The organism is Rahnella sp. EDr1-12, from assembly GCF_049206505.1.
Taxonomy (GTDB): domain Bacteria; phylum Pseudomonadota; class Gammaproteobacteria; order Enterobacterales; family Enterobacteriaceae; genus Rahnella; species Rahnella rivi.
In genome coordinates this window covers 427,997-452,324 of sequence record NZ_JBLZNY010000003.1, presented here as the reverse complement: position 1 = coordinate 452,324, position 24,328 = coordinate 427,997, and the positions used below count along the sequence as shown (strand labels likewise).

The following is a 24,328-nucleotide window of genomic DNA, read 5'->3' as shown; positions in this document are numbered from 1 at the left end:
CTCCTTTTAAAAATATACATTCACACAATTATTTTTATTCATTGGCAACATAGCTAAAACATATAGCTAAATAAGAAAAACTGAATAAGGAATACTTCATTAACTATTCCGGAGAAGTTATTATACAGAAAATAATGGAATTATTATTTTCATCTCAGATATTTTTTGAGACAGATCCCGCACAGAAAATAATGAATGAGTTGATGAACTCATCCATTTTAACTTTTCCCGAACGTTGCAAAGGCGACTTATTGCGCAGGATCATGGACGGCTTCCCCGAGGACCTCTGCCAGCGTTTCCAGCAGCAGCGCCGCGTGCTCCGGCTGAAAGACCAGCGGCGGGCGTATTTTCAGTACGTTGGCCGACGGGCCGGTAGCGCTGATTAAAATCTGTTTACGCCGCATCGCGTTGACCACGTACGCGGCCTGTTCCGGTGCCGGGGTGTTGCGCTGATCGCTCACCAGTTCCACGCCGATGAACAGCCCCTCGCCGCGCACATCGCCGATCACCGGATAACGCGCTGCCAGTTTTTGCAATCCTTCACGCAACAATGCGCCGGTTGTCTGCGCGTTTTGCTGCAACGCCTCACGCCGTAACACCTGCAAAACCGCATGCGCCGCCCGGCATGACACCGGATTGCCGCCGAAGGTATTGAAATAACGCTGGCGACGGCCAAACTCCGCGAACAGTTCCGGTCGGCCAACCAGTCCGGCCACCGGATGCCCGTTACCCATCGGTTTGCCGAGGCTGACCAGATCGGGAAGCACGCCGTAGCGGGCAAATCCCCAGCGCGAACTGCCGGTGCGGCCAAACCCCGGCTGGACCTCGTCGGCGATGAATAATCCTCCGGCGGCGCGCACCTGTGCCACAGCGCGCTGTATCTCCTGCGGCGGCGGACTGAATATTCCGTCGCTGGAAAAAATGGTGTCCAGCAGCAGCGCCGCCGGTTTTACGCCTGCCTGCTTCATTTCCTCCAGCGCCCTTTCCACACCCGCGCCGAACGCGCCCGGATGACGGAAGGTGTCAGGTGCGTCAATCAGCCAGACAGTGTTTCCCTGCATAAATCCTTCGCCGAGCGAAGGCGACAGCTCAGCCAGCGCGCTGGTGACGCCGTGATACGCCCAGCGGGTCACCAGAATGCCCTGCCCGCCGGTGACCAGGCGTGCAACGCGCAGCGCCAGATCGTTGGCTTCGCTGCCGGTGCAGGTCATGGTCAGGCTGCGCAACTCTGGCGGAAACTCGGTCAGAAAATCTTCGGCAAACTCGACGATGGCATCGCTCAGATAGCGGGTATGTGTGTTGAGCTGCGCGGCCTGTGCCGCAATCGCCTCAACCACCGCCGGATGACAATGCCCCACCGACGCCACGTTATTATACGCATCGAGATACCGACGGCCTTCGCTGTCATACAGCCAGACACCTTCTGCACGCACCACGTGCAGCGGCTCCTGATAAAACAAACGATAACCGCCGCCAAGCCACTGCTGGCGGCCTTCTGAAACCTGTTGCTGAGTCAGCATCCGCTGGCCTCCCGTTACACCAGTGATGAAGTGCAGGACTGACGGAAAATCGCGTCTGTCTGCGAGAAGGGTTGTTGCATCAGCCGTGAAAGGCTGCGCCACGCGTGCGTCTGATTGCGCAGAATATAGTCACGGTTCAGCGGATAAAGTACCGCACGGTGCTGAGCGATCAGCAAACTCAGCGCCAGCCGCGATGCCACCAGTTCCGGCAACAGCTGAAGTTCAGCGTCGGTCAGCGGCTGCCGGGCGGTGTAGGCAGCAATCAGCGGGCGGCAATACAAAAAAAGGTCGTCCCCGTTGCTGTCCAGCTGATAGGCCAGAGCGGTCGCCAGTTCATTGATAAGTGGAGCGTGAAGGGCATCGCCGAAATCGATGATACCGGCGATCCGCTGCGCATCGGCGCTGCACACCAGCACGTTGTGCGTGTTCAAATCGTTGTGGATCACCTGTCTGCGCAGCAAAGGGCTGGCAGGAACCACCTTTTGCTGATGCGTTTGCAGCACCCGCGCGATTGTGCGGCGTTGCTCCGCGTCAGTCAGGTGCGCCACCCAGCCCTGCATCCGTGACAGATCTGTGATATCCCACAGCAAATTGCGGTGCGCGCCCGCATGTTCAAAATCACTCAGTGCGATATCCAGACGCGCCAGCGTATCGCCCAGCACCTGCATCAGTTTTTTGGATCGCGGTACCTGATACTGCGCCGTGCCCGGCAGATAACTGACCGCGCGCAGGGTGAGATTTTGCCCGCTGACGTTCACCTGTGGCGTGAGCTCTCCACCGCGGCTCTCCTGCAACCGGGGAACCGGCAACGCGCTGTCGCGCAGCGCCAGATGGCTGAGGATGGCCGTCTGAAAATCCACTTCGGCAGGCACTTCCGCCGGGTTAACAAAACGCAGCATGTACGCCCGGCCTGAAAGCGTGGTCAGGCAAAAATTGCTGTCGCGTTCGCCGCCGAGGATCTCCGCCGTGCCTTCCAGCCCGTAAACCTGCACCGCAATTTTCTCTGCCTGCAACGGCGTTACGCGCGGGACTTCTGTGGTCAGCAATGAAGACGTCTCAGACATGTTGACCGCCGTTGACGTGGATCTCCGCCCCGTTGACGTAAGAAGCGCCGGAGGTGCAGAGGAAATAGATCAGTGACGCCACTTCCTCCGCTTTGCCCAGACGCTGCAACGGCACGCTGCGTTCCACAATCTCTTGTGTGCCGGGCGAGAGGATGGAGGTATCAATTTCGCCGGGTGCGATAGCGTTTACGCGCACGCCGTGAGGCCCGAACTCGTGCGCCATCTCGCGGGTCAGCGTCGAGAGCGCCGCTTTAGAACAGGCGTAAGCCACACCGGCAAACGGATGCACTTTGCTGCCGGCAATCGAGGTGACATTGATGATGCTGCCCTGCGCCGCTTTCAGCTCATCGAACAGGCCGGTGGCCAGCATTGCGGTGGAGAAAAGATTGACGTTAAACACTTTCAGCCAGGTGGCGTAATCACTGTCGAGCACGCCGAGGCGACCGCCGGTGGCCGTTTTGGGTGACATACCGGCGTTGTCTACCAGCGCATCCAGCCTGCCTCCGAGACGTTCTTTGATCATCGGCAGGGCATTCTGCACGCTGTCGATATCTTCCAGATCCAGATGAATATGGTTCAGAAAACCTTCTGCCCACGGACATTCATCCACCCAGTTCTGGCGCGAGGCCGTAAAAATCCGCCAGCCCGCCGCGTAAAAATGTTTGACCGTCGCGTGCCCGATACCCCGGCTCGCGCCAGTCAGTAACAATGTCTTTTTTTCGGTCATGGTGATTGCCTCGGTTGCTTTTGATATTTGATGCATCAGGAATAATCAAAAAAAGAGGACCTGTAAAGTCCTCTGATGAAAAAGTGGCTTAATGCGTGGCGCCGGAGTGACGCAGACGTTCGCCGCGACGGCGCAGCAGTTCCATCACCACCAGTAAAATCAGTGAGGCGCCTACCATCAGTGACGCCGCAGCCGCTATGGTCGGATCGAGATTTTCGCGGATACCGGCGAACATCTGGATAGGGAGCGTTCTCTGGCGCGGGCTGGCGAGGAACAGTGTCACCACCACTTCATCGAACGACGCGGCAAACGCAAACAGCGCACCGGAGAACACGCCGGGGGCGATGAGCGGCAGGGTCACTTTGCGGAACACGGTCAGCGGCGAAGCCCCCAGACTGGCTGCGGCCCGCGAGAGATTACGGTCGTAGTTTTTGAGAATCGCCGTGACGGTGATCACCACAAAAGGCACGCCGAGCATGGCGTGGGCCAGCACCAGTCCGAGGTAGCTGTTGAGCAGCGAAATACGTGCAAAAAAGAAGAACATGCCGACCGCGATGATCACCACCGGCGCAATCATCGGCGAAATCAGGACAGCCATCACCAGTGATTTACCGCGAAACTCACCGCGCACCAGCCCGACCGAGGCCAGAACGCCCAGCACCGTCGCCAGAAGGGTCGCCAGCGGCGCAATCAGCAGACTGTTCCCCAGCGAACTCAGCCATTCATCCGAATGAAAAAAGGTGTGATACCAGCGCAGCGAAAATCCGGTGAGCGGATAGCTGAGAAAAGACCCGGCATTAAACGACAGCGGCACGATGATCAGCACCGGCACAATCAGAAACAGCAGGATCGCCGCGCTGTAGAAGTTGAAAAACCAGCGCCATAAACGCAGTAACAACGCCCCTTTCTGTCTCATTTGATGTTTCATTTTCGGGCTCCTTTAATGCGCGGCAACTTCCGCTTTGGTGCGCGTGACGCGGATATAAACGATGTACAGCAACACCACAATCACCAGCAACTGTGTGCCCAGCGCCGCGGCCATTCCCCAGTTCATCGTGCTGTTGGTAAAGAATGCCACAAAGTAGCTGACCATCTGATCGCCCGGCCCGCCGAGCAGCGCGGGAGTGATGTAGTAACCAATCGCCATCATAAACACCAGCAATGCGCCTGCGGTGACACCGGCATAGGTTTGCGGCACATACACCCGCCAGAAAGCAGAAAACGGATGCGCGCCCAGCGAAATCGCCGCCCGCACATAGTTAGGTGAAATGCCTTTCATCACGGCATATAAAGGCAGCACGATAAACGGCAGCATGATGTGGGTCATCGAGATGTAAACGCCCAGCCGGTTAAAAACCATGACCAGCGGCTGATCGATAATGCCGGTGCCAAGCAGTGCGCGGTTGATAAGCCCGCCGGATTGCAACAGCACAATCCAGCTGGCGGTGCGCACAATCAGCGACGTCCAGAACGGCAGCAGCACCAAAATCATCAGTAAATTGGCGCGCCCGGCGGGCTGTTTTGCCAGCCAGTAGGCCAGCGGATACCCGAGCAGCACGCAGCACAGCGTCACGACCAGCGCCATCCACAGTGTTCTGAGCAGCACATTGACGTACAGCGCCTGATCCGCAGGCAGCGCAACGATATGACCGGTATCGACATCGACCTTGCGGTCAAACGCTGACAACAAATAGAGAGAGGTGACGGGTTTTGCCGCACGCCGGAGGGTCTGCCAGGTGCTGACTTCGCCCCACAAAGGCAGGCTCTGGATTAACGTTTCGCGCACCGCGGTGCTGCCTGCCGGTACATGACGTAACGTGCCGGTGATCAGGCTGCGGTAGCGGTTATCTTCGTAGCTTAAACGTTTGGCAATCGCCGCCATTTGTCCGCTGCTGCGGGCGTTGCGCAGATCAGACACCAGGGCGTTGAATGTCGCTTCGTCGGGCACGCTGTTGCCATCCCAGCGTGATAACTGTGTCACCGTGCCCGGCAGGGTGTCCCCCAGTTCGGGGTTGGTGACGCTTTTCACTAAAATCGACGCAATCGGAAACAGAAAGCTGACGATCACAAACAGCAGTAATGGTGCAATCAGCAGTAAAGAGCGGCGGGTGTAAGCGGCCTCTGTTTTTCGCAGGCGCTGACGCAGGGTCGGGCCCGATGTCCCGGCGTCCGGCACCGGTGTGGTCAGCATGTCGGTTTGGCTCATATTTTTCTCCCGCAGCGGGTGTTCTGATGTCGTGTTTCACAGGTGCTGAGCACAAGAGAGTGCGGGCCGAATCACGGCAGCGAGTCTCGCCGGTTCAGCCCGATAAATGAAGGGGAGTTACTTCGCAGCCCAGGCGTTGAACCGTTGCTCGAGATCTTCTCCGTGCTCGATCCAGAACTGAGTATCCACCTGCAATGCGCCTGCCAGGTTTTTCTCAGCCGTCGGAAGATTCTGCGCGTATTTTGCATCGATCATGCCGGTGACGGATTTTTCAGTCGGGCCGTAAGGAATGGTTTCGGCAAAGACTTTCTGATTCTCAGGCTTGTTGGCAAAGGCGATAAACTGTTCGGCCAGCTCTTTGTGTTTCGAGCCTTTGACGATCGCCCAGCTGTCGAGGTCGTACAGGCTGTTTTCCCAGACCATTTTGAAGTCATGCCCTTCAGCCTGTGCGGCGCTGACGCGGCCATTATAGGCCGAGCTCATGACCACATCGCCGGACACCAGCCACTGCAACGGCTGAGCACCGGATTCCCACCACTGAATATTGGGTTTGATTTGGTCGAGTTTTTTGAAGGCACGTTCCACACCGGCCGGGGTGGCCAGCACGTTATAGATGTCTGCGCGTTTGACGCCGTCGGCCAGCAGCGCAATTTCCAGCGTAAATTTGGCACTTTTGCGCAGTGCGCGTTTACCCGGAAAATCTTTCACATCCCAGAAATCCGCCCAGCTGGTTGGCGCTTTTTTCAGTTTGCTGGCGTCATAAGTCAGTACCGTTGACCACAGGAAGATACCCGCGCCGCATTCGGTGACCGCGCCCGGGACGTACTGTGTTTTATCGCCGAGTTTGTTCCAGTCCAGAGGTTCAAACAGACCTTCATCACAGCCGCGGATAAGCTCCGGGCTTTCGACTTCCACCACATCCCAGCCGACCTGTCCGGTTTCGACCATGGCACGAATGCGCGCCATTTCACCGTTATATTCGCCCGGTTCGATGGTGCCCTTTCCGGCAGCGGCGAAGGGTTTGTAAAACGCTTTATCCTGCGCGTCCTTATTCAGGCCGCCAAATGAGATCACGGTCAGAGATTCGGCCTGAGCCTGAAAAAACATACCGGCGAGGAGAGTGGTCAGTGCAATCTTCTTAAACATGCTGTGACTCCTGGTTAACTTAAAAAGTGCGGAAAGCGCTAAAGTAAACGGCGTGTTAAAATATGATGCATCATATTTTATGATGAAGCATAAACCATGCCATTCCTGTGGAGTCCGCCCGTGCGGCCTTACGCGCGAGGCGCAATGCCGTACGGACAGGCTTTGTTGAGGCAATTTGTATTTTTTTTGCGCCTCATGACCACTCAGTTTCTTTTTATTGTTAAACCTTGCACAGCTTGTGTGCATCACTGCACGTTATCTGAACCATTATCTGCGTCGGGGTGACGGATTACTCCGCCAGCTCGATGCACAGATATTTCATTTCCAGATAATCGTCCATGCCGTGACGTGACCCCTCACCCCCCAGCCCGGACTGTTTGATCCCCCCGAACGGTGCGACTTCGTTTGAAATCAGACCGGTATTAATGCCGACCATGCCATATTCCAGCGCTTCCGGAACCCGCCACTGGCGCGCCGCGTCACGGGTGAAAAGATAAGCAGCCAGCCCGAACTCCGTATCGTTAGCCATCGCCACAGCCTGCGCTTCGTCAGTAAAACTGAACACCGGCGAGACCGGGCCGAAGGTTTCTTCACGGGCAAATTTCATCGCTGATGTCACATTGCCGATCACCGTCGGCTGGAAGAAGGTTCCGCCCAGCGCGTGCGGTTCGCCGCCGGTGAGCAGCGTGGCACCTTGCGACAAGGCATCAGCAATGTGTTCCCGCACTTTCGCAATCGCATCATGATCGATAAGCGGGCCTTGCGTAACGCCGGTTTCAGTGCCGTCGCCGACCTTCAGCTTTTGCACTTCTTCCACCAGCCTGGCGACCAGCGCAGGGTAAATCCCCTGCTGGACATAAATACGGTTGGCGCAGACGCAGGTTTGCCCGCTGTTGCGGAATTTCGACGCCATGATCCCCGCCACGGCGCGCTCCAGATTGGCGTCATCGAAGACGATAAAGGGTGCATTTCCGCCAAGCTCAAGCGAGAGTTTCTTCACCGTCTGCGCGCTTTGCGCCATCAGAATGCGCCCCACTTCCGTCGAACCGGTAAAGCTAAGTTTGCGCACCACCGGGCTGTCGCACAGCACTTTGCCGACATCGCGCGCTGAACCGGTGATCACCTGCAACACACCGGCCGGAATACCCGCCTCAATCGCCAGTTGTCCGAGCGCCAGCGCGCTCAGCGGCGTCTGTTCCGCCGGTTTGACGATCATCGCGCAGCCTGCTGCCAGCGCCGGTGCGGCTTTACGGGTGATCATCGCCGCCGGGAAATTCCACGGAGTGATCGCCGCGCACACGCCAATCGGCTGTTTCAGCACCAGCATACGTTGCGAGGCCTGAACAGGTGCCAGCACGCTGCCTTCGATGCGCTTCGCCTCCTCAGCAAACCATTCGATAAACGACGCGGCGTAGACGATTTCACCCCGCGCCTCGGCAAGGGATTTGCCCTGTTCTGCGGTCAGCAACGCGGCCAGATCGTCGGCGTGCTCCACCATCAGTTGCGCCCATTTCTGCATCAGCGCGGCGCGCTGTTTGCCGGTTTTTTCACGCCAGCCGACCTGCGCCTGCTCTGCGTAAACAATCGCCTGCGCCGTTTGCGCCGGGGTAATTTGCGGCACGCTGGCGATCACCGCGCCGGTGGCCGGATTGATGACGTCTTCACGTTCGCCGTTTTCGCTGTCCAGCCAGTCGCCGTTGATCAGGCATTGCTGGCGCAGCAACCTGTGATGTTTCAGTTGCATAGGTTCCCTCATTCAGCCAGTACGCGGGACAAAATCGCCAGTGCGGCTTTGAACTGAGCGTCGGGAATGGTCAGCGGATACAGGAAACGGATCACGTTACCGTGTACGCCGCAGCTCAGCATCAGTAAACCGGCATCCAGCGCTTTGCGCAGATACTGTTTGGTCAGTTCAGGCGAAGGTTTTCCTGTGGCCGGATCGTTAAATTCAGCCGCCACCATGGAGCCGCGGGCACGCACGTCCACCAGCGCCGGGCAGCTGGCTTTGGCTTTTTCCAGCACCTCAACCAGTTCAGCACCGAGACGGTTAGCACGATCGCACAACTTTTCTTCTTCGATGATATCCAGCACCGCCAGCGCAGACGCCACCGCCAGCGGGTTACCGGCATAGGTCCCGCCGAGGCCGCCGGGTTCAGGCGCATCCATCAGCTCAGCCCGGCCGGTGACACCGGAAATCGGCATCCCGCCACCCAGGCTTTTCGCCATGGTGACTAAATCCGGTTTAGCGTCGCCGTAATATTCCATCGCAAACATTTTGCCGGTGCGCGCAAAGCCGCTTTGCACTTCGTCGGCGATCAGCACGATGCCGTGACGGTCGCACAGCGCGCGCAATCCTTTGACGAATTCTTCCGGCGCGATGTTGAAACCGCCCTCGCCCTGTACCGGTTCAAACACTATCGCGGCGACCTGCTGCGGGCTGATGTCACTGCGGAAAATACGTTCGATGCTCTCCAGCGCCGCTTCTGTGCTAACACCGTGCTGCGCATTGGGGAACTGCGCGTGGAATACTGACGCCGGGAAAGGCCCGAAGCCCACTTTGTACGGCACCACTTTTCCGGTCAGCGCCATCGTCAGCAGGGTGCGGCCATGAAACGCGCCGGAGAACGTAATGATGCCAGGGCGGCCGGTGGCTGCGCGGGCAATCTTCACCGCGTTTTCTACCGCTTCAGCGCCGGTGGAGAAAAAGGTGGTTTTGGCTTTTCCAGCCACCGGAGAAATGGCGTTGATGCGCTCTGCCAGCGTGACAAAGCTGGCGTAAGGCACAATCTGATAGGCCGTATGCGTAAACTGATCGAGCTGTTTGCGGATGGCATCCACAATTTTCGGGTGACGATGGCCGGTATTGAGCACGGCGATCCCCGCTGTAAAATCGATGTACTCCCTGCCCTCTTCATCCCACAGCGTGGCATTTTCTGCTTTCGCTGCGTAGAAATCACACATGACGCCGACACCGCGCGGTGTCGCTTCTTTACGGCGTTTTTCCAGTTCGCTGTGACTCATCTCTTGCTCCTGCCTGAAGGCTGATATTTTGTAGGTTACGGGTAAAGGACATGTGAAATTTGTTATCCGCCCTTGTTTTTTATCCTGTCAGCGGCCCTATAATCCAGAACCAGTTCTGTTTATTTCGAGGATCCACTTTTGCGCTCTCTGCTTTCTGACCTCATTTTGCAACGGCTAAACAGCATTTCAGCGGCCTTACCCGGCACCCTGAATAAGCGGGTTTATCAGGCATTACAACAGGCTATCTTCGATGGCAGCATCAGCCCCGGCAGCCGTCTTCCTGCCTCCCGTGACCTTGCTAAAGAACTGGATATTTCGCGTAATACGGTGCTCGCCGCTTATGAACAACTGCAGGCTGAGGGATATATTCAGACCCGGACAGGCAGCGGGACGTTCGTCACCGCCGATTTACCGAAAGACGGCGTCATTGCCGATAAAACGGCGACCCAATGTTCACCGGTTCGCAGCCACGTCACGCTCTCCCGGCGGGGGTCGCAACTGCTGACGCGAACCGGCGTAGCCTCGCACCAGTGGGGCGCGTTCATGCCCGGCGTGCCGGATGTTACTCAGTTCCCGCATGATGTCTGGCGAAAATTGCAAAACCGCCTCAGCCGCCGGCTGCATCCTGAGTTTCTCACCTACTCCCGCCACGGTGGCTGCCCGCCCTTGCAGCAGGCGCTGGCCGACTACCTGCGCGTCGCACGCTCAGTCGACTGCACACCGGACCAGATCCTCATCACCGCAGGGACGCATCAGGCGCTGGATTTACTGGCGAAAATGCTGTGCGATCCCGGCGATGTGGCCTGGATTGAAGAGCCGAGTTACTGGGGGATTCGTAACGTATTGTCGGTGAATGGTGTGGAAACGCACCCGGTTGAGGTGGACGAGAACGGCATGAATCCGCCGGAATCCGCGCCGGAAAGCCGTGCGCCGAAGCTGATATGCGTGACACCGTCACATCACTATCCGCTGGGTTCGGTGATGAGCCTGGCGCGTCGACAGAAGATTCTCGCAATGGCGGCGCAGCAGGGAAGCTGGATCGTGGAAGATGATTACGACAGTGAGTTCCGTTATTCCGGCAGCCCGATCCCTGCGCTGCAGGGGCTAAGCAGTGATGCGCCAGTGATTTATATCGGCACTTTCAGTAAAACGCTGTATCCCGCCATGCGCATCAGCTATGTGGTTTTGCCCCGCCCTCTGGCATCGCGCCTTAAAATCGCGCATTCCGAGTTATACCGTGGCGGCAACGGGTTAACGCAGCTGACACTCGCCGAATTTATCAGTGATGGACATTACGCCGCCCATATCCGCCGGATGCGGCTGATTTACGGTAAACGTCGCAGCGCCCTGACCCGCCTGATCGAACAGGAACTAGGTCCGGAATTTGTGTGTGAAAACAGTAACGCCGGGCTGCATCTGATCCTTTCACTGCCCGACGCGATTGACGATGTGGCCTTAAGCGCCGAACTGGAACAAAAAAATGTGCTCACCCGACCGCTCTCCGCCTACTACCTGCGCCCCGCTCCGCGGCGGGGTCTGCTGCTGGGCTACGGGTGCGTTCCGGAAGAGGACATCGGGCCTGCTTTCGCACACATCGTTGACTGTCTTAAGCGCAGGCTGCAACGACAAGGTGCAACCCGGCATGGTGAGAAGGTGAAAACTGAACCGGACGCAAACTTGCCTGATCCTGCATAACGTCGTTGTGAACGTGCTAGCAAAAAGTATTCACATTTTAAAAATAGCAATAAAATTCATAATCCTGCGAGATTTCTCTCAGGCTATTTTTTTGCGCTAATTTGTCAGAAATGACTTGTTTGGCTCAGATACGGGTGGTAAAGATTTTTAATAACACCGCGCAAACGATCCTTCAGAGGATGTTTTATGCACAATCCATGCCGGTTTCTGCTGTCGCGTAATCGCGTATTTTTATCTGTGGAGTGTCTGTGATGAGAACGTATGTGAGCTTCAAAAATATCAAGAAGAGCTACGATGGCGATAAACTGGTGGTTAAAAACCTCAATCTCGATGTTCACGAGGGTGAGTTTCTCACCTTGCTGGGCCCGTCGGGATCGGGCAAAACCACCAGCCTGATGATGCTCGCTGGTTTTGAAACACCGACCCAGGGTGAAATTCTTCTGCGAGACAAGCCCTTGCACAACTTGCCGCCCCACCAGCGCGATATCGGTATGGTTTTCCAGAATTATGCGCTGTTTCCGCACATGACAGTGGCTGAAAACCTGGCGTTTCCGCTGACCATTCGCCGTCTGAACAAATCTGACATCAAAGAGAAAGTCGACCGCATTCTGGATATGGTCAAACTGAAACCCCTGGCTGACCGCTATCCGGCGCAAATGTCCGGCGGTCAGCAGCAGCGTGTGGCGCTGGCCCGCGCGCTGGTATTTGAACCAAAGTTGGTTCTGATGGATGAGCCACTTGGCGCGCTGGATAAACAATTGCGTGAACACATGCAGATGGAGATTAAGCAACTGCACCACATGCTCGATCTCACTATCGTGTATGTCACGCATGATCAGAGTGAAGCGATGACGATGTCAGACCGGGTGGCGGTGTTTAATGACGGCGTTATCCAGCAGATGGACAGCCCGAGCGTAATTTATGAGAAACCTGATAATGCTTTTGTCGCGCAATTCATCGGTGAAAATAACAGCCTGCTCGCCACGCATACATCAGCAGAAGGTATTTTTTACCGCGCATCACTTGATGACGGCACTGAGTTACGGGCAGTCAAAATTCGCCCAAGTTCGCCAGGCAGAAAAATCCTGCTATCGATTCGGCCTGAACGCATCACCGTAAATGATCATCAGCCGGGCATGGAAACGGTCAAAGCAAGAATCAAACAGTTTATCTATTTAGGCGATCACGTCCGTATGATCACAGAAGTGGCAGGACAAGATAATTTCATGGTGAAACTTTCTGCCGCCACGTTGCGTCCGGAATGGCAGCCGGGAACTGAGGTTATGCTTTCATGGCAACCCGAGCACCTTCGTGCTCTTGATGTCATCACGCATTAATTCCATAGAGGTATCATCCCGATACCTCTATAATCTCAACATCTCAACATCTCAACATCTCAACATCTCAACATCTCAACATCTCAACATCCTGTAATTCTGTAATTCTGTAATTCTGTAATTCTGTAATTCTGTAATTCTGTAATTCTGTAACCATGTTAATTCCATGCTCCTGGAATCCTTTGATTATTGAATCCACCGTTTTCAAACACCTTTAAATCCTATCATCTCAGGATGATATTATCTCGGGATTTACTTACAGAATCATCACATCCCCGGATACTACCATCGATCTGGTTACAGGATTCTGAAATCCCGAGATTAAATCCCTGAATCCCGTAATCCCAACATACCTGCAAAATAATCTCATGATTCTGTAATCACAGAACTGCATCCCAGGATATTATAATCCTCAATAAATCCCAGGATCATTGAATTCCAACACCAGATAATATAAATATATATATATTACATACAGATATGCATAAGTAATGAGAATCCTGAAATCTCATAATCACGCAACAATCCCAAGATTTCAGGATTATTGAATAATCATATAATCTCATGATTACGTTCGAGGTTATGTTTAACGCGATGGTATCAGCATCCTGGAATCTCATAATCAAACTGGTGCTCAGGATGTTATAATCCCCGGATTATCACGTAGCGACGGAATCCTGCCATCCTGACTATCATGTGATTCCCTGTATCCCTGCATTCCTGAATCCTGAAATCTTAGGATTCTTATGTGCTGTAAACCCAGGATAGGCTACTCACAGAATCATATGATAACCCAATCCTGGCATCCCATAAGAATGAAAGCACAAGATTACAGGCTGTTGGATTCAATGAGCGCGGAATCACAGAATCATAAAACCTCAGGATAAATGAATCCTCACACTTCAAGAATCCTGCCATTCAATAATCACAGGATAGTGAGATAGTGAGATAGTGAGATAGTGAGATAGTGAGATAGTGAGATAGTGAGATAGTGAGATAGTGAGATAGTGAGATAGTGAGATAGTGAGATAGTGAGAGCGTAATGGTTCCGTTTTGTCTGTCCAGACTATTTTTAGAGGTTAGGACATAATAGCCTGTGACAGTAAGGAGACTCCTGATCACATTCAACATCCGAGAATTGTGGCATTATCTCATCCTGAGATTTTGTGATTCTGAAATCCTTGCATCATAAAATCTTTGCCACCTGTGATAACAACAAATCTCTTTTCAACCTTACGCGTGAGCGCAAACCTTCGAATTCTATAATCCTGTAATCACGAGATGGTACAATTCGATAATCCTTAAATATTGTAATCCCTGGATACAAACCTTATAGTATCATCTCAATCCTGTGATTCATGGATTAGTAAATCTCAGAATCCTATGATTATAATATTTTTGAATCCTGAAATCTTAGCATTTTAGGATGCAAGCAACTTACCGACGCTTCATCAAGAGGATGTTATGGCAGCGAAAATTATTTCCTTCCTGAACGGGAAGGGCGGGGTAGGGAAGACCACGACCTCCATTAACATTGCTACCTGTCTTGCAAGACAAGGTCATAAGGTCGTGATGGTCGATACCGACCCACAGGGAAGCATCAGTAACTGGTACGATGATAGCAAATGTCAGTTCGATCTGGCCGAAGCAGCATCTGAGAAAGAAGTCTATACCGTACGTAAGCAGTTGAAGGAATATGATTACGTCGTCATTGACGGGGCAGCGGCAATTTCTGCAATCTCATCGGCTGCGGTGATGGTCAGTGATTTAGTGCTGATCCCCGTGACACCGTCACCTTTAGATTTTGCAGCTTGTGGCGCAATCCTGGCCGTCGTTGAAGCCCGTGAAAACCTTCAGCCCGTCATTGCTCGTTTCCTGATCACCAAAAAAGTCGCCTCGGCAAAAATGCTGGAAGTCCTTAAAGCATCCATCGCTGACACTGGCGTGCCTGCATTACGCACCGGCACCACTCAGCGCCAGGTTTACATTCGCACCATGATGGATGGCGGTACCGTTTTCGATACGACAGATGGTAACGCAAAGGGTGAGATAGAAATTATGACCAAAGAAATCACGGAGTTGTTGAAATGAAAATGAAACTTGGGCAGCACAGACAGCTGACTACCGCACTGGACGCCGTAGCAAAGCCACCCGCTTCAGTGAAAAAACTGCAAACCAATATCGATGAAGAGTTACATCGCCGGTTTAAGACCAGCTGTTTCCTGCAAGATCGTGAAATGAAAGACGTGCTGACGGAATTAATCCAGGGCTGGCTTATCAATAACGAACGTTCGTGATCTGAAGATTTATGCCGGAGCGGGTCTGCGACAAGATCCGTTCTGGCAGAACCTCTCTCAACCCACTGACAGAATGACACTTTCCCTTCCGCCTTATCCTTTCCTGAAGCCCCTTTGCACGGTTTAGAAGATCCAAAGATCACATAGTCTTTTGTTTCTTTTTTAAGTTTAGATCTTTCTCTTTAAGACATGTTTTTCACTATATAAATTAGCAGGTTACAAGCGCTATCGTGGAGAGTTTTCCTGTCTGCGGTGGAGATCGTTCCTGTTAGATGTGGATCCTTTTCATGATCAATGTAGAGTTTTTTCCTGTGGATAATTTCTTTAGGGATCAGATAATTATAAGCGTGGAGAGATTTTCTGTTGATATCTTGCTGTGGCAGGTGTGCGTACGCTCATTCTAACGTTTCTCCGGCTAACTGACTGCCAGAAAGCGTTTTTCCTCAAAGGTGGACACATTTCCTGATCCCCGCACAATCCCGCATATGTGGAATAATTTCCTGTGACAGCGTCACGTTACCCTTTTTATGTCACTTTTGGATCCCATTACCGGCAGCGGCAGGGGATCGGCATCAGATTTTTCACAGCAAATGAGCATATGTGGAAAGATTATCTGATCCCTGCCGGACCATATGTGGAAGGATTATCTGATCTTAACCCGCATGTGTTAATCACTCGCGTATTTCTCACCTCATATAAATCAATGGGTTAGATTATAAGTGACAATGTCACACGAAGATATGTGGAGACATTATCTGATCATTCACGCGCAATGAGTGCTGAACAGCGTGCTCCCCAGCGCCGGTTTTATCAGACAGGTGGAAAGATTTCCTGATCCCTTCACAGTCTTTATGTGGAAACTTTTCCTGTGATCCCCGGAATCGCCAAATGTGGAGACATTTCCTTGTCTGATGATCGCTGTGCCATACATGTGGAAAGATTATCTGATCCCACGACGACGCATATGTGGAGTTTTTTCCTGTTCAGGGGAGGGAGGAGGGCGATCCGCCGGGGCTGTATGAAGTGAGAGACGGGTCACACATTGATTTCGTACGATTATTCACCTGAGCAAACGCTAATGTGGAAAGATTATCTGTAGTCACGGGGCGGATTTCAGGTGTTGGGGCGTAAAGTCTCGGGGATCTGGCGGGTTGACCGACGTGTGCTTATGTGGAGTTATTTCCTGTAAAAAGAGTGATGATCCAACATGTTAAAAAAAGGATCCTTGCCTGTTCTGAAATCAATATGTGGAGATTTTTCCTGATCACGCTTTTCGGATCCTTTGCTAATTAATTGAAATTAAATGAATAAATAACCCCTGTTTTTACTTTACGTCGGCATTTTTTATGTGGAATAATTTACCTACTTTCCACCTATGGATCCTGCTACATGGAACTGAATAAACTGACCGTAGTTCAGGGGAACGATCTTCTGGAAGGCGCTTACAGCGTCACTCTGGATGAAATGCGCCTGCTGAACCTGGCTCTGGCTCAAATTGATAGCAGGAAACCGCAACCAGACACGTTGTATCGCCTCTTCCCGCAGGATTATCAGCGGATCTACGGGGTGAACCCGACCAGCAGCCACCGGCAGCTGCGTGAAGCGGCGGAAAGCCTGATGAAAAAACCGGTGACGATCTACAAACCCGATGTCAAAACCGGCAAGGTTCGCACCGTCCAGTTATCCTGGTTCTCACGTCTCGAGTATGTGAGTAGTGACGATCACAGTGCAGTGGTGTTGCGGTTCGGCCAGGACGTTGCGCCGTATCTGTATGAACTTAAAGAATCTTTTACCAAACTGAATTTTGCGAACATCGCCAAACTGGATACGCCGTTCTCCGTGCGACTCTACGGGTGGTTAATCAAAGCCAAGAACCTCTACGGGCGTCGCAGCGGCAAAGCCATCGAAGTGACCCTGGATCTCAACTGGATGCGCGAGAAGGCCGGTTTGGCGGGCAAATACGAGGACTATCGTGACTTCCGCCAGAAGCTGCTTGAACCGACGATCAACCGGATCAACGCCAACACCGACATCTCCGTCGTCTGGGAGCCGGTCAAGCAGGGCAGAACCGTAGTATCGATCAAGTTCGCGTATGTGGATGAGTCCGCGCCAGAAGCCAGCAAACCGCTGCGTCCGCGCTTACCACGCCGTCCGCGGGCCGTGGCAGGCTCTGCGCTGGAAGGTGAGTGGGCACGCCGTTGTATCGCCATCTTTGAAGAGTATCGCGATAAACTCAGCGCGTACGATGTGGAAGAGAAGGCCACGCTGCCGGATCTGCGCAAGTTATCTGGCTGGTACAAGATGATCGGCGAGAAGAACAAGCAAAAAGAGATCCTCGCCGAGGTCAGCGCCCGCAGCAAGAAAGCCGCTGCCTGATTGCTTTAACAATAAATAAAAACCAACGGCGTATCTGATGAAGATACGCCGTTTTTCTTTGGAAAAAATACAGGCGGGCAGGAGGCCGATCCGCATACTGCAAGCCCTAATAAGTGAGTGAGTGCTTACTGGGTGATATCAGGAAATCTTTCCACATTACCCGTTTTGGTGGCTTTAACAGCAAGCTTTGTAAAAGCTATAAGGCATACTATTTCGTTGTTAGACAAGGCCAAATCGCATCCTTACTCTTTGTCATGTTTTGTAAACCGTTTGCACACTCATGATGAGGGATCTCTTTTGGCTACGTTATTACGCTCTGCACTCGCGCCAGCCGCAACACGCGCGCGCCGTACTGCTTCTTTTAAAATTGCATTGCTGGCCAGCGCCGTGATGCTGTCCTCTTTCGCATTCGCTGATGATGTTTTAAAAGAAGGCATCACCCCGGCCACCGATGCCAGCCAGGTGCCTGCGGCGGCGAAACTGCGCACGGACACGGTGATCGCCGGGATCTCCGAACCTCAGGGGATTTTTAACCCGTACTTCTTCGTTAATGGCTGGGATGAAAACGTCACGAACGTGATTTTCGCCCGTCTGATCGACTGGGACAGCCAGGGCAAACTGGTTCCAGGTCTGGCGCAGAGCTGGACCGTCAGCCCGGATGGCAAAACCTACACCATTAAACTGCGCCCGGATCTGAAGTTCAGCGATGGTTCGCCGCTGACCGCCGAAGACGTCGCGTTTACGCTGACGGTGCTGTATGACCCGAAATACGACGGTGATACCGATATCACGCTGGCACACATTGCCGGAGGTGATGAATACAAACAGGGCAAAGCTGACAGCGTGAGCGGCCTGAAAGTGGTGGATCCGCTGACGTTGCAGGTCACCACCACGCAACCGGGCGCCACCACGCTGCAAAAAATCGGCGGACCGGTGCTCTCCAAAGCCTATTACGGCAAAGGCTATCAGCGCGGAAATCTCGATACGCTGCGCACGCTGCACGGCAAACCGCTGGGCAACGGCCCGTATGTGTATGACAAATACATTCCGGGGCAGGAGATCCGCTTCCACGCCAACGCCAACTACTATCGCGGCGTGCCGCCAACGCCCCGCTTTATCTATCGTGTGACGAATCCGTCAACTAACTTCCAGCTGTTCCAGACCGGCGATACCGATTATGACGCGTTCACTTCCCGTCCGGATGATATCGAACAGCTGAAAATGCTCGGCTTCGCCAACATCAACCTGTACGGATCCAGCGATTACAGCAAGATTGAATTTAACGTCCGTCGCCCGGCTTTGCAGGATGTGAAAGTGCGTCAGGCACTGATTTACGGGCTGGATCGGCAGAAATTGATCGACGTGGTGTATCAGGGTTACGGCACCGTGGCGGTTGAGCCGATCGCGCCGATCTCCTGGGCGTACAACACTGACGGCGTGAACCCGTACAAATTCGATCCGGCACAGGCGAAGAAATTACTGGATGAAGCGGGCTGGAAAGTCGGCGGTGACGGGATCCGCGTGAAAGACGGTAAACGTCTCGAACTGACGCTGCTGGTCAGCAAAAAAGTGCTCAATGATGCGCTGATCCCGATTGCGAAAGAAGACTATCAGAAGATTGGCGTCCTGCTGAAACCGCAGGTGGTGGACTTCAATGCCCTGATGTCACAGCGTAAAGCGGGCAACTACGATCTGGCGTCGTTCAGCACCAGCACGCTTAACGATCCGCACGATGGCGTGTGGGATTACTACAGCACCGAGGCGACTGAATCGGGTTACAACAACCCTCAGGTCGATAAGCTGATCAACGAAGGGAACGCCACGCTGGATATCGAAAAGCGAAAGCCGATCTACCACGAGCTGTACAAAGTCCTGGCAAACGATCCGCCGGTGATCCTGCTCGGCAACCGTAAAATCCTTTCCGCCAGCAGCGCCCGCGTGACCGGTTTTAAACCGGATATCTATAACGGCCTGACCGGCAGTCTGCCGGACGTCAAAATCGTCAAATAATCAGAAATAACGACGCTGCCGGGCTATTCCGGCAGCTTCAATGAGAAAGTCATGAGAAATTTCATTCTGCGTCGTTTGCTTCAAACCATTCCGATGTTGTTCCTCGCTTCGCTGCTCATCTTCATGCTGTTTGCCAAAACGCCGGGCGATTTTATCGATGGCAATATCACGCTGACCGCGCAACGTGCAGCTGAACTGAAAGCCTTATACGGCCTGGATCAACCGTTGCTCAGCCGCTATCTGCACTGGCTGGGCAATCTGCTGCGCGGCGATCTGGGCTTTTCGCTGCAATATCAGATCCCCGTCAGCCAACTGCTGAACCAGTATATCTGGAATTCCTTCCTGCTCGCGGCCATTGCGATGGTGTTGTACTGGGGGATCGCGCTGGCGGTCGGCATTGTCTCGGCGATGAAGCCGTATTCTTTGTTCGATCACGTGGTGAGCGTGGTTATCTTCGCCGCGATGTCCTTCCCGACGTTTTTCCTTTGCCTGCTGCTGATCAAATGGTTCGCCGTTGATCTGCACTGGTTGCCGGTGGGCGGCATGACCAATACCGGCAGTGATGCCACAGGCTGGGCGTGGGTGATGCAGGTGGCCGCGCATCTGGTGTTACCGGTCGTGGCCCTGGTGATGCTGCAGGCGGGCAGCCTGACGCGTTATTTCCGCGCCAGCATGCTGGACGTGGTGCGCATGGATTTCATCCGTACTGCACGCGCCAAAGGGTTGCGTGAGCGCACCGTTATCCTGAAGCACGCGCTGAGAAATGCGCTGCTGCCGATTATCACCTTGCTGGGGTTTGAGCTGCCGGGGCTGTTTTCCGGGGCGCTTATCACTGAAAAAGTCTTTAACTGGCCGGGGGCAGGGCACATTCATATTGATTCGCTGGCGGCGCGTGATTACCCGGTTCTGATGGGATTCACCCTGTTTCTGGCGGTATTAACCATTCTTGGCAATCTGATTGCCGACGTGCTGTATGCGTGGGCTGACCCGCGCATTCGTGTGAGGTCGTGATGTTTGGCTCTTTATTCTCAACCCAACGCCGCCTGCGCGAAGCGCACATTCCGGTGCTGGCCCAGGTGACACCGTCACCGTGGCGGCAGGCGTGGCGGGCGTTGCGCCAGAACCGTCTGGCGATGTTTTGTCTGGTTCTGCTGCTGGTGATGGCGATCTGGTGCATAGTGGGCCCTTACTATTCTCCCTGGCAGGATGACGCCACGGACGCGCTGATGATCAACAAAGCGCCCAATGCAGAGCACTGGCTGGGCACCGATTTCCTCGGGCGCGATGTCTATACGCGATTGCTGCTGGCGGGGCGTATCTCACTGATTATCGGCATGTTAACCATGCTGCTTTCCGTCACGCTCGGGTATCTGATGGGCGCGGTATCCGGCTATGTCGGCGGTATCACCGATAAGATCATCATGCGGTTTGCCGATCTGGTGATGACCATTCCCAGCCTGCCGCTGCTGATCGTGATGGGCGCGATGCTGTCTGAAATGGATTTTTCGCCGGATTCCCGCGTGTACATGGTGATCGTCATGCTCAGTTTGCTTGAATGGCCGAAACTGGCGCGTCTGGTGCGCGGGCAAATTCTCTCCCTGCGCGAACGCGATTTCATGCTGGCGACGCAGGTGCTCGGCCTGTCCCCGCGCCGTCGCCTGTTCGGCCATTTGTTGCCGAATACCGTACCCATTCTGGTGGTGATGGCGACGATGGCCGTGGCAAACGCCATTCTCAGCGAATCTGCGCTCAGTTATCTGGGGCTGGGCGTGGTGCCGCCAACGCCGTCGTGGGGAAATATGATGGATGCGGCCAACAGCCTGATCGATTTCCAGCGCCGTCCGTGGCTATGGATGCCGCCGGGTGTGGCGATCTTTATTACGGTGATTGCGATTAACGTGCTGGGCGATGGCCTGCGTGACGCGCTCGATCCTAAACTGAAACGGAGCAAAAAATGACGTCACCGTTAATCCGTTTTAACCAGCTTTCCCTGTCATTTTCCAGCGATCAGGGTCGCGTGCGCGCCGTGCAGGATGTGACGTTTGACGTTCAGCCCGGTCAGACGGTCGGCATTGTCGGTGAATCCGGTTGCGGAAAAAGCGTCACGGCGATGTCGCTGATGGGGCTGTTACCGCCACAGGCTGCGCGTATCGATGGCGGCGAGATCCTTTTTCAGGGGCGCGACTTACTCAAACTGCGGCCTTCGCAGATGGCCGATTTACGCGGCAATGAGCTGGCGATGATCTTCCAGGAGCCGATGACGGCACTGAACCCGGTGCTGACTCTCGGTGAACAGCTGGTCGAGCCGCTTATCCGCCATCTCGGTGAATCACCGAAATCAGCCTGGGCACAGGCAACGCAGATGATCAGCAACGTCGGGCTGGCGCGGGCGGAAAGCCTGATGAAAAGTTATCCGCATCAGCTTTCCGGCGGCATGTTGCAGCGCATCATGATTGCGATGGCGCTGAGCTGTAAGCCGCAGTTGCTGATCGCCGATGAACCGACCACCGCGCTGGACGTCACCGTGCAGGCGCAGATCCTGCGCTTACTGCGTGAACAGGCGCAAAAAAACCATATGGCGCTGATGCTGATCACCCACGATTTGGGCGTGATCGCGCAGATGGCCGATCACGTGGTGGTGATGTACGCCGGTAAAATTGTCGAGCAGGGCGCGACCGCACAAGTGCTGCGCAATCCGCTGCACCCTTACACGCAGGGGCTGATCGCTTCCCGACCGACGCCGGGCGAGCGCCGCCGCCGTTTGTACTCTATTCCCGGTCAGGTGCCGGATCTGGCCGCGCTTCCGCCTTACTGCGCATTTACCGAGCGTTGTTCCCGCGCCACGGAAAGATGCCGTCAGGGCATTCCGCCGCTGGAAGGGCAGTTCAGGCAGGCGGCGTGTTTTTACAGCGGGCTGAGTACGCCAGGTGAGACGAAAAACAGGGAGCTGCAGCCATGAACGCTGACTATCTGATTGAAGTGGATGGCCTGAAAAAGTATTTCCCGATCCGCGACGGCGTGTTCGGTCAGGAAACCGGGCAACTGCGCGCCGTGGATGGCGTCAGTTTTAACATCCGCAAAGGCACGATTTTTGGACTGGTGGGTGAATCTGGCAGTGGCAAAACCACCGTCGGGCGGACCCTGCTGGGGCTGTATGACAAAACGGCGGGCAGCGTGAAGTTTCGTGGTGAAGACCTGCACGGCCTGAAGCCGAAACAACTGAAAGCGCTGCGCCCGAAAATCCAGCTGGTGTTTCAGGATCCCTACAGTTCGCTTAACCCGCGCATCCGCATTGGTGATGCCATCGGCGAAGCGATGCTGGAACATAAGCTGTGTACGCGGGCGCAACTGCACGGGAAAGTGACGGAGGTGATGAAAATTTGCGGCCTGTCGCCGCTACATTACAACCGCTTCCCGCACGAGTTCTCCGGCGGGCAGCGCCAGCGTATCGGCATCGCCCGCGCGCTGATCCTGCAACCGGATTTCATTATTGCCGATGAACCGATTTCCGCGCTAGACGTGTCAATTCAGGCGCAGATCATCAATTTGTTCTCGGATTTACGTGACGATCACGGCGTGACATTTCTTTTTATCTCGCACGATCTCGGGGTGGTGGAACACCTGTGTGATGACGTGGCGGTGATGTATCTCGGCCAGTTAGTGGAAACGGCCAGCCGCGATGCGCTGTTTCGCCAGCCTCTGCATCCTTATACGCAGGCGCTGCTGGCGGCGGTGCCGACGCTTGATCCTGACAGTGAACCGGTGGCGATGGTCAGCGGGGAAATTCCGGATCCGTCAAAACCGCCCGCCGGTTGTCGTTTCCACACCCGTTGCCCGCACGCCATAGCCCGTTGCCGGGAGGCAATTCCGGCGTTACGTGAAGTGGAAAACGGTCACCGCGTGGCTTGTCATCTGGTGTAAACCCTTACCCGCCGGTATTCAGTCTTCCAGGATCCGGCGGGCTTCCATCTGCATTTTTTGCCCGACGCTTTTGGTCACGTCGATCACCTTTTGCGTGGCGGGGGAGAGAAATGCGCCTTCCAGCCAGGTGATGCCCACCCGGCGTTCCATCACTAACTGATCGTTATCGATACGGATCAGCCGCGACAGAAATTCTTCTTCCACCAGAATGTTCTCCGACAAAAAGCTCAGCAATCCGCTTTTCGCGATCAGCCCCGGCACCGAGGCCAGTGAACTGATTTCCACTTTAACGTCCGGTGGCGGGCAGTGATTTTCATAGAACATTTTATCCAGCCACTGACGCATCGAGACGGTTTTCGCCGGTAATATCCAGCCATAGCGGCTCAGTTCACGCAGGCTGGCGGGTTTACCGGCCAGCGGATGGTCGCGTGAGGCGGCGACGATCACCCGGTCTGCGGTCACCGGCAACTGCACCACCGGGCTGTCGTAATTGACCAGTGGCCCGATGATCACATCGATCGCATGACGTTCCAGCAAGGTAAAAAGCACGTCGTTCATGCCGATCTGGATTTCCAGTTTCATATTCGGCACCTGCGATTGCAGCATTTTGCAGATTTCAGGCAGTAAGAATTGCGTGGCAGAACCGGAGACGCCCACGCGAACGATGCCGCCCGCGCCGCTGCTCAGTTCATTCATGATTTCCCCAAGCTCAAGATAGGAACTTTGCAGCGCTAAACCACGCTGATAAAGCACCCGCCCCGCTTCGGTCAGCTCCAGCCCGCGACCTGCCCGTTTGAACAGTTTGATGTTCAGTTCTTTCTCTAAACGGGTGATGGATTTCGAAAGTGCAGGCTGAGTTATATTTAAATTTTGTGACGCAAGTCTCAAATTCATTATCTCTGCGGCCGTTACAAAATACTCTAAGTCTCTGTTATTTAACATTGATTCCTGAAATTCATCGATTTGATAATAAAATATAGTAGAAGGCATGAGAGGCAGGGTCAATAA

The 24,328-nt window shown here is 54.3% G+C and carries 19 protein-coding genes; 10 read left to right on the top strand and 9 right to left on the bottom strand.

Annotated features, from left to right (window positions below; all coding sequences use genetic code 11):
- Nucleotides 1-248: 248 nt before the first annotated feature.
- The 8 genes from ACO0U8_RS15830 to ACO0U8_RS15795 form a co-directional block, all read right to left on the bottom strand.
- Nucleotides 249-1,520, bottom strand: a complete 1,272-nt coding sequence (locus ACO0U8_RS15830; RefSeq protein ID WP_421671193.1) for an aspartate aminotransferase family protein — start codon at nucleotides 1,518-1,520, stop codon at nucleotides 249-251.
- Nucleotides 1,521-1,534: 14 nt separating this feature from the next.
- The gene (locus tag ACO0U8_RS15825) at nucleotides 1,535-2,584 is read right to left on the bottom strand and encodes a phosphotransferase (protein WP_421671192.1); all 1,050 of its coding nucleotides are present in this window, start codon (nucleotides 2,582-2,584) and stop codon (nucleotides 1,535-1,537) included.
- Nucleotides 2,577-3,311 (bottom strand): SDR family NAD(P)-dependent oxidoreductase, encoded by a 735-nt coding sequence (locus ACO0U8_RS15820; RefSeq protein WP_056779705.1) that lies wholly within the window; start codon nucleotides 3,309-3,311, stop codon nucleotides 2,577-2,579. The genes ACO0U8_RS15825 and ACO0U8_RS15820 overlap by 8 nt, the downstream gene beginning before the upstream one ends.
- 88 nt (nucleotides 3,312-3,399) lie before the next feature.
- On the bottom strand, nucleotides 3,400-4,227 hold the full coding sequence (locus tag ACO0U8_RS15815) for an ABC transporter permease (protein ID WP_056780139.1): 828 nt from the start codon (nucleotides 4,225-4,227) through the stop codon (nucleotides 3,400-3,402).
- A gap of 24 nt (nucleotides 4,228-4,251) precedes the next feature.
- Nucleotides 4,252-5,517, bottom strand: a complete 1,266-nt coding sequence (locus ACO0U8_RS15810; protein WP_122096853.1) for an ABC transporter permease — start codon at nucleotides 5,515-5,517, stop codon at nucleotides 4,252-4,254.
- A gap of 117 nt (nucleotides 5,518-5,634) precedes the next feature.
- Nucleotides 5,635-6,663: an extracellular solute-binding protein gene (locus tag ACO0U8_RS15805; protein ID WP_421671191.1), complete on the bottom strand. Its 1,029-nt coding sequence runs from the start codon at nucleotides 6,661-6,663 to the stop codon at nucleotides 5,635-5,637.
- A 289-nt stretch (nucleotides 6,664-6,952) separates the two neighbouring features.
- Nucleotides 6,953-8,407 carry an NAD-dependent succinate-semialdehyde dehydrogenase gene (locus ACO0U8_RS15800; protein ID WP_421671190.1) on the bottom strand — a complete coding sequence of 485 codons (1,455 nt, stop codon included), beginning with the start codon at nucleotides 8,405-8,407 and terminating at the stop codon, nucleotides 6,953-6,955.
- An 8-nt stretch (nucleotides 8,408-8,415) separates the two neighbouring features.
- Nucleotides 8,416-9,684, bottom strand: coding sequence for a 4-aminobutyrate--2-oxoglutarate transaminase (locus tag ACO0U8_RS15795; RefSeq protein WP_136375818.1), 1,269 nt, complete (start codon nucleotides 9,682-9,684; stop codon nucleotides 8,416-8,418).
- Nucleotides 9,685-9,822: 138 nt separating this feature from the next.
- Between ACO0U8_RS15795 and ACO0U8_RS15790 the strand changes: the two genes are divergently transcribed.
- From ACO0U8_RS15790 to ACO0U8_RS15745, 10 genes are all read left to right on the top strand, one after another.
- Complete coding sequence (locus ACO0U8_RS15790; protein ID WP_421671189.1) at nucleotides 9,823-11,379, top strand: PLP-dependent aminotransferase family protein; 1,557 nt, start codon at nucleotides 9,823-9,825, stop codon at nucleotides 11,377-11,379.
- A gap of 251 nt (nucleotides 11,380-11,630) precedes the next feature.
- Nucleotides 11,631-12,716, top strand: a complete 1,086-nt coding sequence (locus ACO0U8_RS15785; protein ID WP_136375820.1) for an ABC transporter ATP-binding protein — start codon at nucleotides 11,631-11,633, stop codon at nucleotides 12,714-12,716.
- 1,464 nt (nucleotides 12,717-14,180) lie between these two features.
- Nucleotides 14,181-14,807: a ParA family partition ATPase gene (parA, locus tag ACO0U8_RS15780; protein ID WP_056779683.1), complete on the top strand. Its 627-nt coding sequence runs from the start codon at nucleotides 14,181-14,183 to the stop codon at nucleotides 14,805-14,807.
- Entirely contained in the window at nucleotides 14,804-15,013 is a 210-nt protein-coding gene (locus ACO0U8_RS15775) for a plasmid partition protein ParG (RefSeq protein ID WP_056779680.1), read from the top strand. The genes parA and ACO0U8_RS15775 overlap by 4 nt, the downstream gene beginning before the upstream one ends.
- Before the next feature lie 1,389 nt (nucleotides 15,014-16,402).
- On the top strand, nucleotides 16,403-17,389 hold the full coding sequence (locus ACO0U8_RS15770; protein ID WP_056779676.1) for a replication initiation protein: 987 nt from the start codon (nucleotides 16,403-16,405) through the stop codon (nucleotides 17,387-17,389).
- Between the two features lie 390 nt (nucleotides 17,390-17,779).
- Nucleotides 17,780-19,399: an ABC transporter substrate-binding protein gene (locus ACO0U8_RS15765; RefSeq protein ID WP_240993983.1), complete on the top strand. Its 1,620-nt coding sequence runs from the start codon at nucleotides 17,780-17,782 to the stop codon at nucleotides 19,397-19,399.
- A gap of 51 nt (nucleotides 19,400-19,450) precedes the next feature.
- The gene (locus ACO0U8_RS15760; protein ID WP_421671188.1) at nucleotides 19,451-20,410 is read left to right on the top strand and encodes an ABC transporter permease; all 960 of its coding nucleotides are present in this window, start codon (nucleotides 19,451-19,453) and stop codon (nucleotides 20,408-20,410) included.
- On the top strand, nucleotides 20,410-21,357 hold the full coding sequence (opp4C, locus tag ACO0U8_RS15755; protein ID WP_421671187.1) for an oligopeptide ABC transporter permease: 948 nt from the start codon (nucleotides 20,410-20,412) through the stop codon (nucleotides 21,355-21,357). Before ACO0U8_RS15760 ends, opp4C begins: the two co-directional genes overlap by 1 nt.
- A complete protein-coding gene (locus ACO0U8_RS15750; protein WP_421671186.1) occupies nucleotides 21,354-22,358 on the top strand; it encodes an ABC transporter ATP-binding protein in 1,005 nt (334 codons plus the stop codon). The genes opp4C and ACO0U8_RS15750 overlap by 4 nt, the downstream gene beginning before the upstream one ends.
- Nucleotides 22,355-23,320 carry an ABC transporter ATP-binding protein gene (locus tag ACO0U8_RS15745; RefSeq protein WP_056779662.1) on the top strand — a complete coding sequence of 322 codons (966 nt, stop codon included), beginning with the start codon at nucleotides 22,355-22,357 and terminating at the stop codon, nucleotides 23,318-23,320. The genes ACO0U8_RS15750 and ACO0U8_RS15745 overlap by 4 nt, the downstream gene beginning before the upstream one ends.
- 18 nt (nucleotides 23,321-23,338) lie before the next feature.
- Here ACO0U8_RS15745 and ACO0U8_RS15740 read toward each other — a convergent pair whose 3' ends face one another.
- Nucleotides 23,339-24,262: a LysR family transcriptional regulator gene (locus ACO0U8_RS15740; protein WP_183849351.1), complete on the bottom strand. Its 924-nt coding sequence runs from the start codon at nucleotides 24,260-24,262 to the stop codon at nucleotides 23,339-23,341.
- Nucleotides 24,263-24,328 lie beyond the last annotated feature (66 nt).

Bases quoted from the DNA above. Each gene is read 5' to 3' on its own strand.
- ACO0U8_RS15760 (WP_421671188.1), top strand. From the start codon at position 19,451: ATGAGAAATTTCATTCTGCGTCGTTTGCTTCAAACCATTCCGATGTTG.
- ACO0U8_RS15740 (WP_183849351.1), bottom strand. From the start codon at position 24,262: ATGTTAAATAACAGAGACTTAGAGTATTTTGTAACGGCCGCAGAGATA.
- ACO0U8_RS15785 (WP_136375820.1), top strand. From the start codon at position 11,631: ATGAGAACGTATGTGAGCTTCAAAAATATCAAGAAGAGCTACGATGGC.
- ACO0U8_RS15800 (WP_421671190.1), bottom strand. From the start codon at position 8,407: ATGCAACTGAAACATCACAGGTTGCTGCGCCAGCAATGCCTGATCAAC.
- ACO0U8_RS15825 (WP_421671192.1), bottom strand. From the start codon at position 2,584: ATGTCTGAGACGTCTTCATTGCTGACCACAGAAGTCCCGCGCGTAACG.
- ACO0U8_RS15820 (WP_056779705.1), bottom strand. From the start codon at position 3,311: ATGACCGAAAAAAAGACATTGTTACTGACTGGCGCGAGCCGGGGTATC.
- ACO0U8_RS15775 (WP_056779680.1), top strand. From the start codon at position 14,804: ATGAAAATGAAACTTGGGCAGCACAGACAGCTGACTACCGCACTGGAC.
- ACO0U8_RS15830 (WP_421671193.1), bottom strand. From the start codon at position 1,520: ATGCTGACTCAGCAACAGGTTTCAGAAGGCCGCCAGCAGTGGCTTGGC.
- ACO0U8_RS15770 (WP_056779676.1), top strand. From the start codon at position 16,403: ATGGAACTGAATAAACTGACCGTAGTTCAGGGGAACGATCTTCTGGAA.
- ACO0U8_RS15745 (WP_056779662.1), top strand. From the start codon at position 22,355: ATGAACGCTGACTATCTGATTGAAGTGGATGGCCTGAAAAAGTATTTC.
- ACO0U8_RS15815 (WP_056780139.1), bottom strand. From the start codon at position 4,227: ATGAGACAGAAAGGGGCGTTGTTACTGCGTTTATGGCGCTGGTTTTTC.
- ACO0U8_RS15810 (WP_122096853.1), bottom strand. From the start codon at position 5,517: ATGAGCCAAACCGACATGCTGACCACACCGGTGCCGGACGCCGGGACA.
- ACO0U8_RS15795 (WP_136375818.1), bottom strand. From the start codon at position 9,684: ATGAGTCACAGCGAACTGGAAAAACGCCGTAAAGAAGCGACACCGCGC.
- ACO0U8_RS15805 (WP_421671191.1), bottom strand. From the start codon at position 6,663: ATGTTTAAGAAGATTGCACTGACCACTCTCCTCGCCGGTATGTTTTTT.
- opp4C (WP_421671187.1), top strand. From the start codon at position 20,410: ATGTTTGGCTCTTTATTCTCAACCCAACGCCGCCTGCGCGAAGCGCAC.
- ACO0U8_RS15750 (WP_421671186.1), top strand. From the start codon at position 21,354: ATGACGTCACCGTTAATCCGTTTTAACCAGCTTTCCCTGTCATTTTCC.
- ACO0U8_RS15765 (WP_240993983.1), top strand. From the start codon at position 17,780: ATGCTGTCCTCTTTCGCATTCGCTGATGATGTTTTAAAAGAAGGCATC.
- parA (WP_056779683.1), top strand. From the start codon at position 14,181: ATGGCAGCGAAAATTATTTCCTTCCTGAACGGGAAGGGCGGGGTAGGG.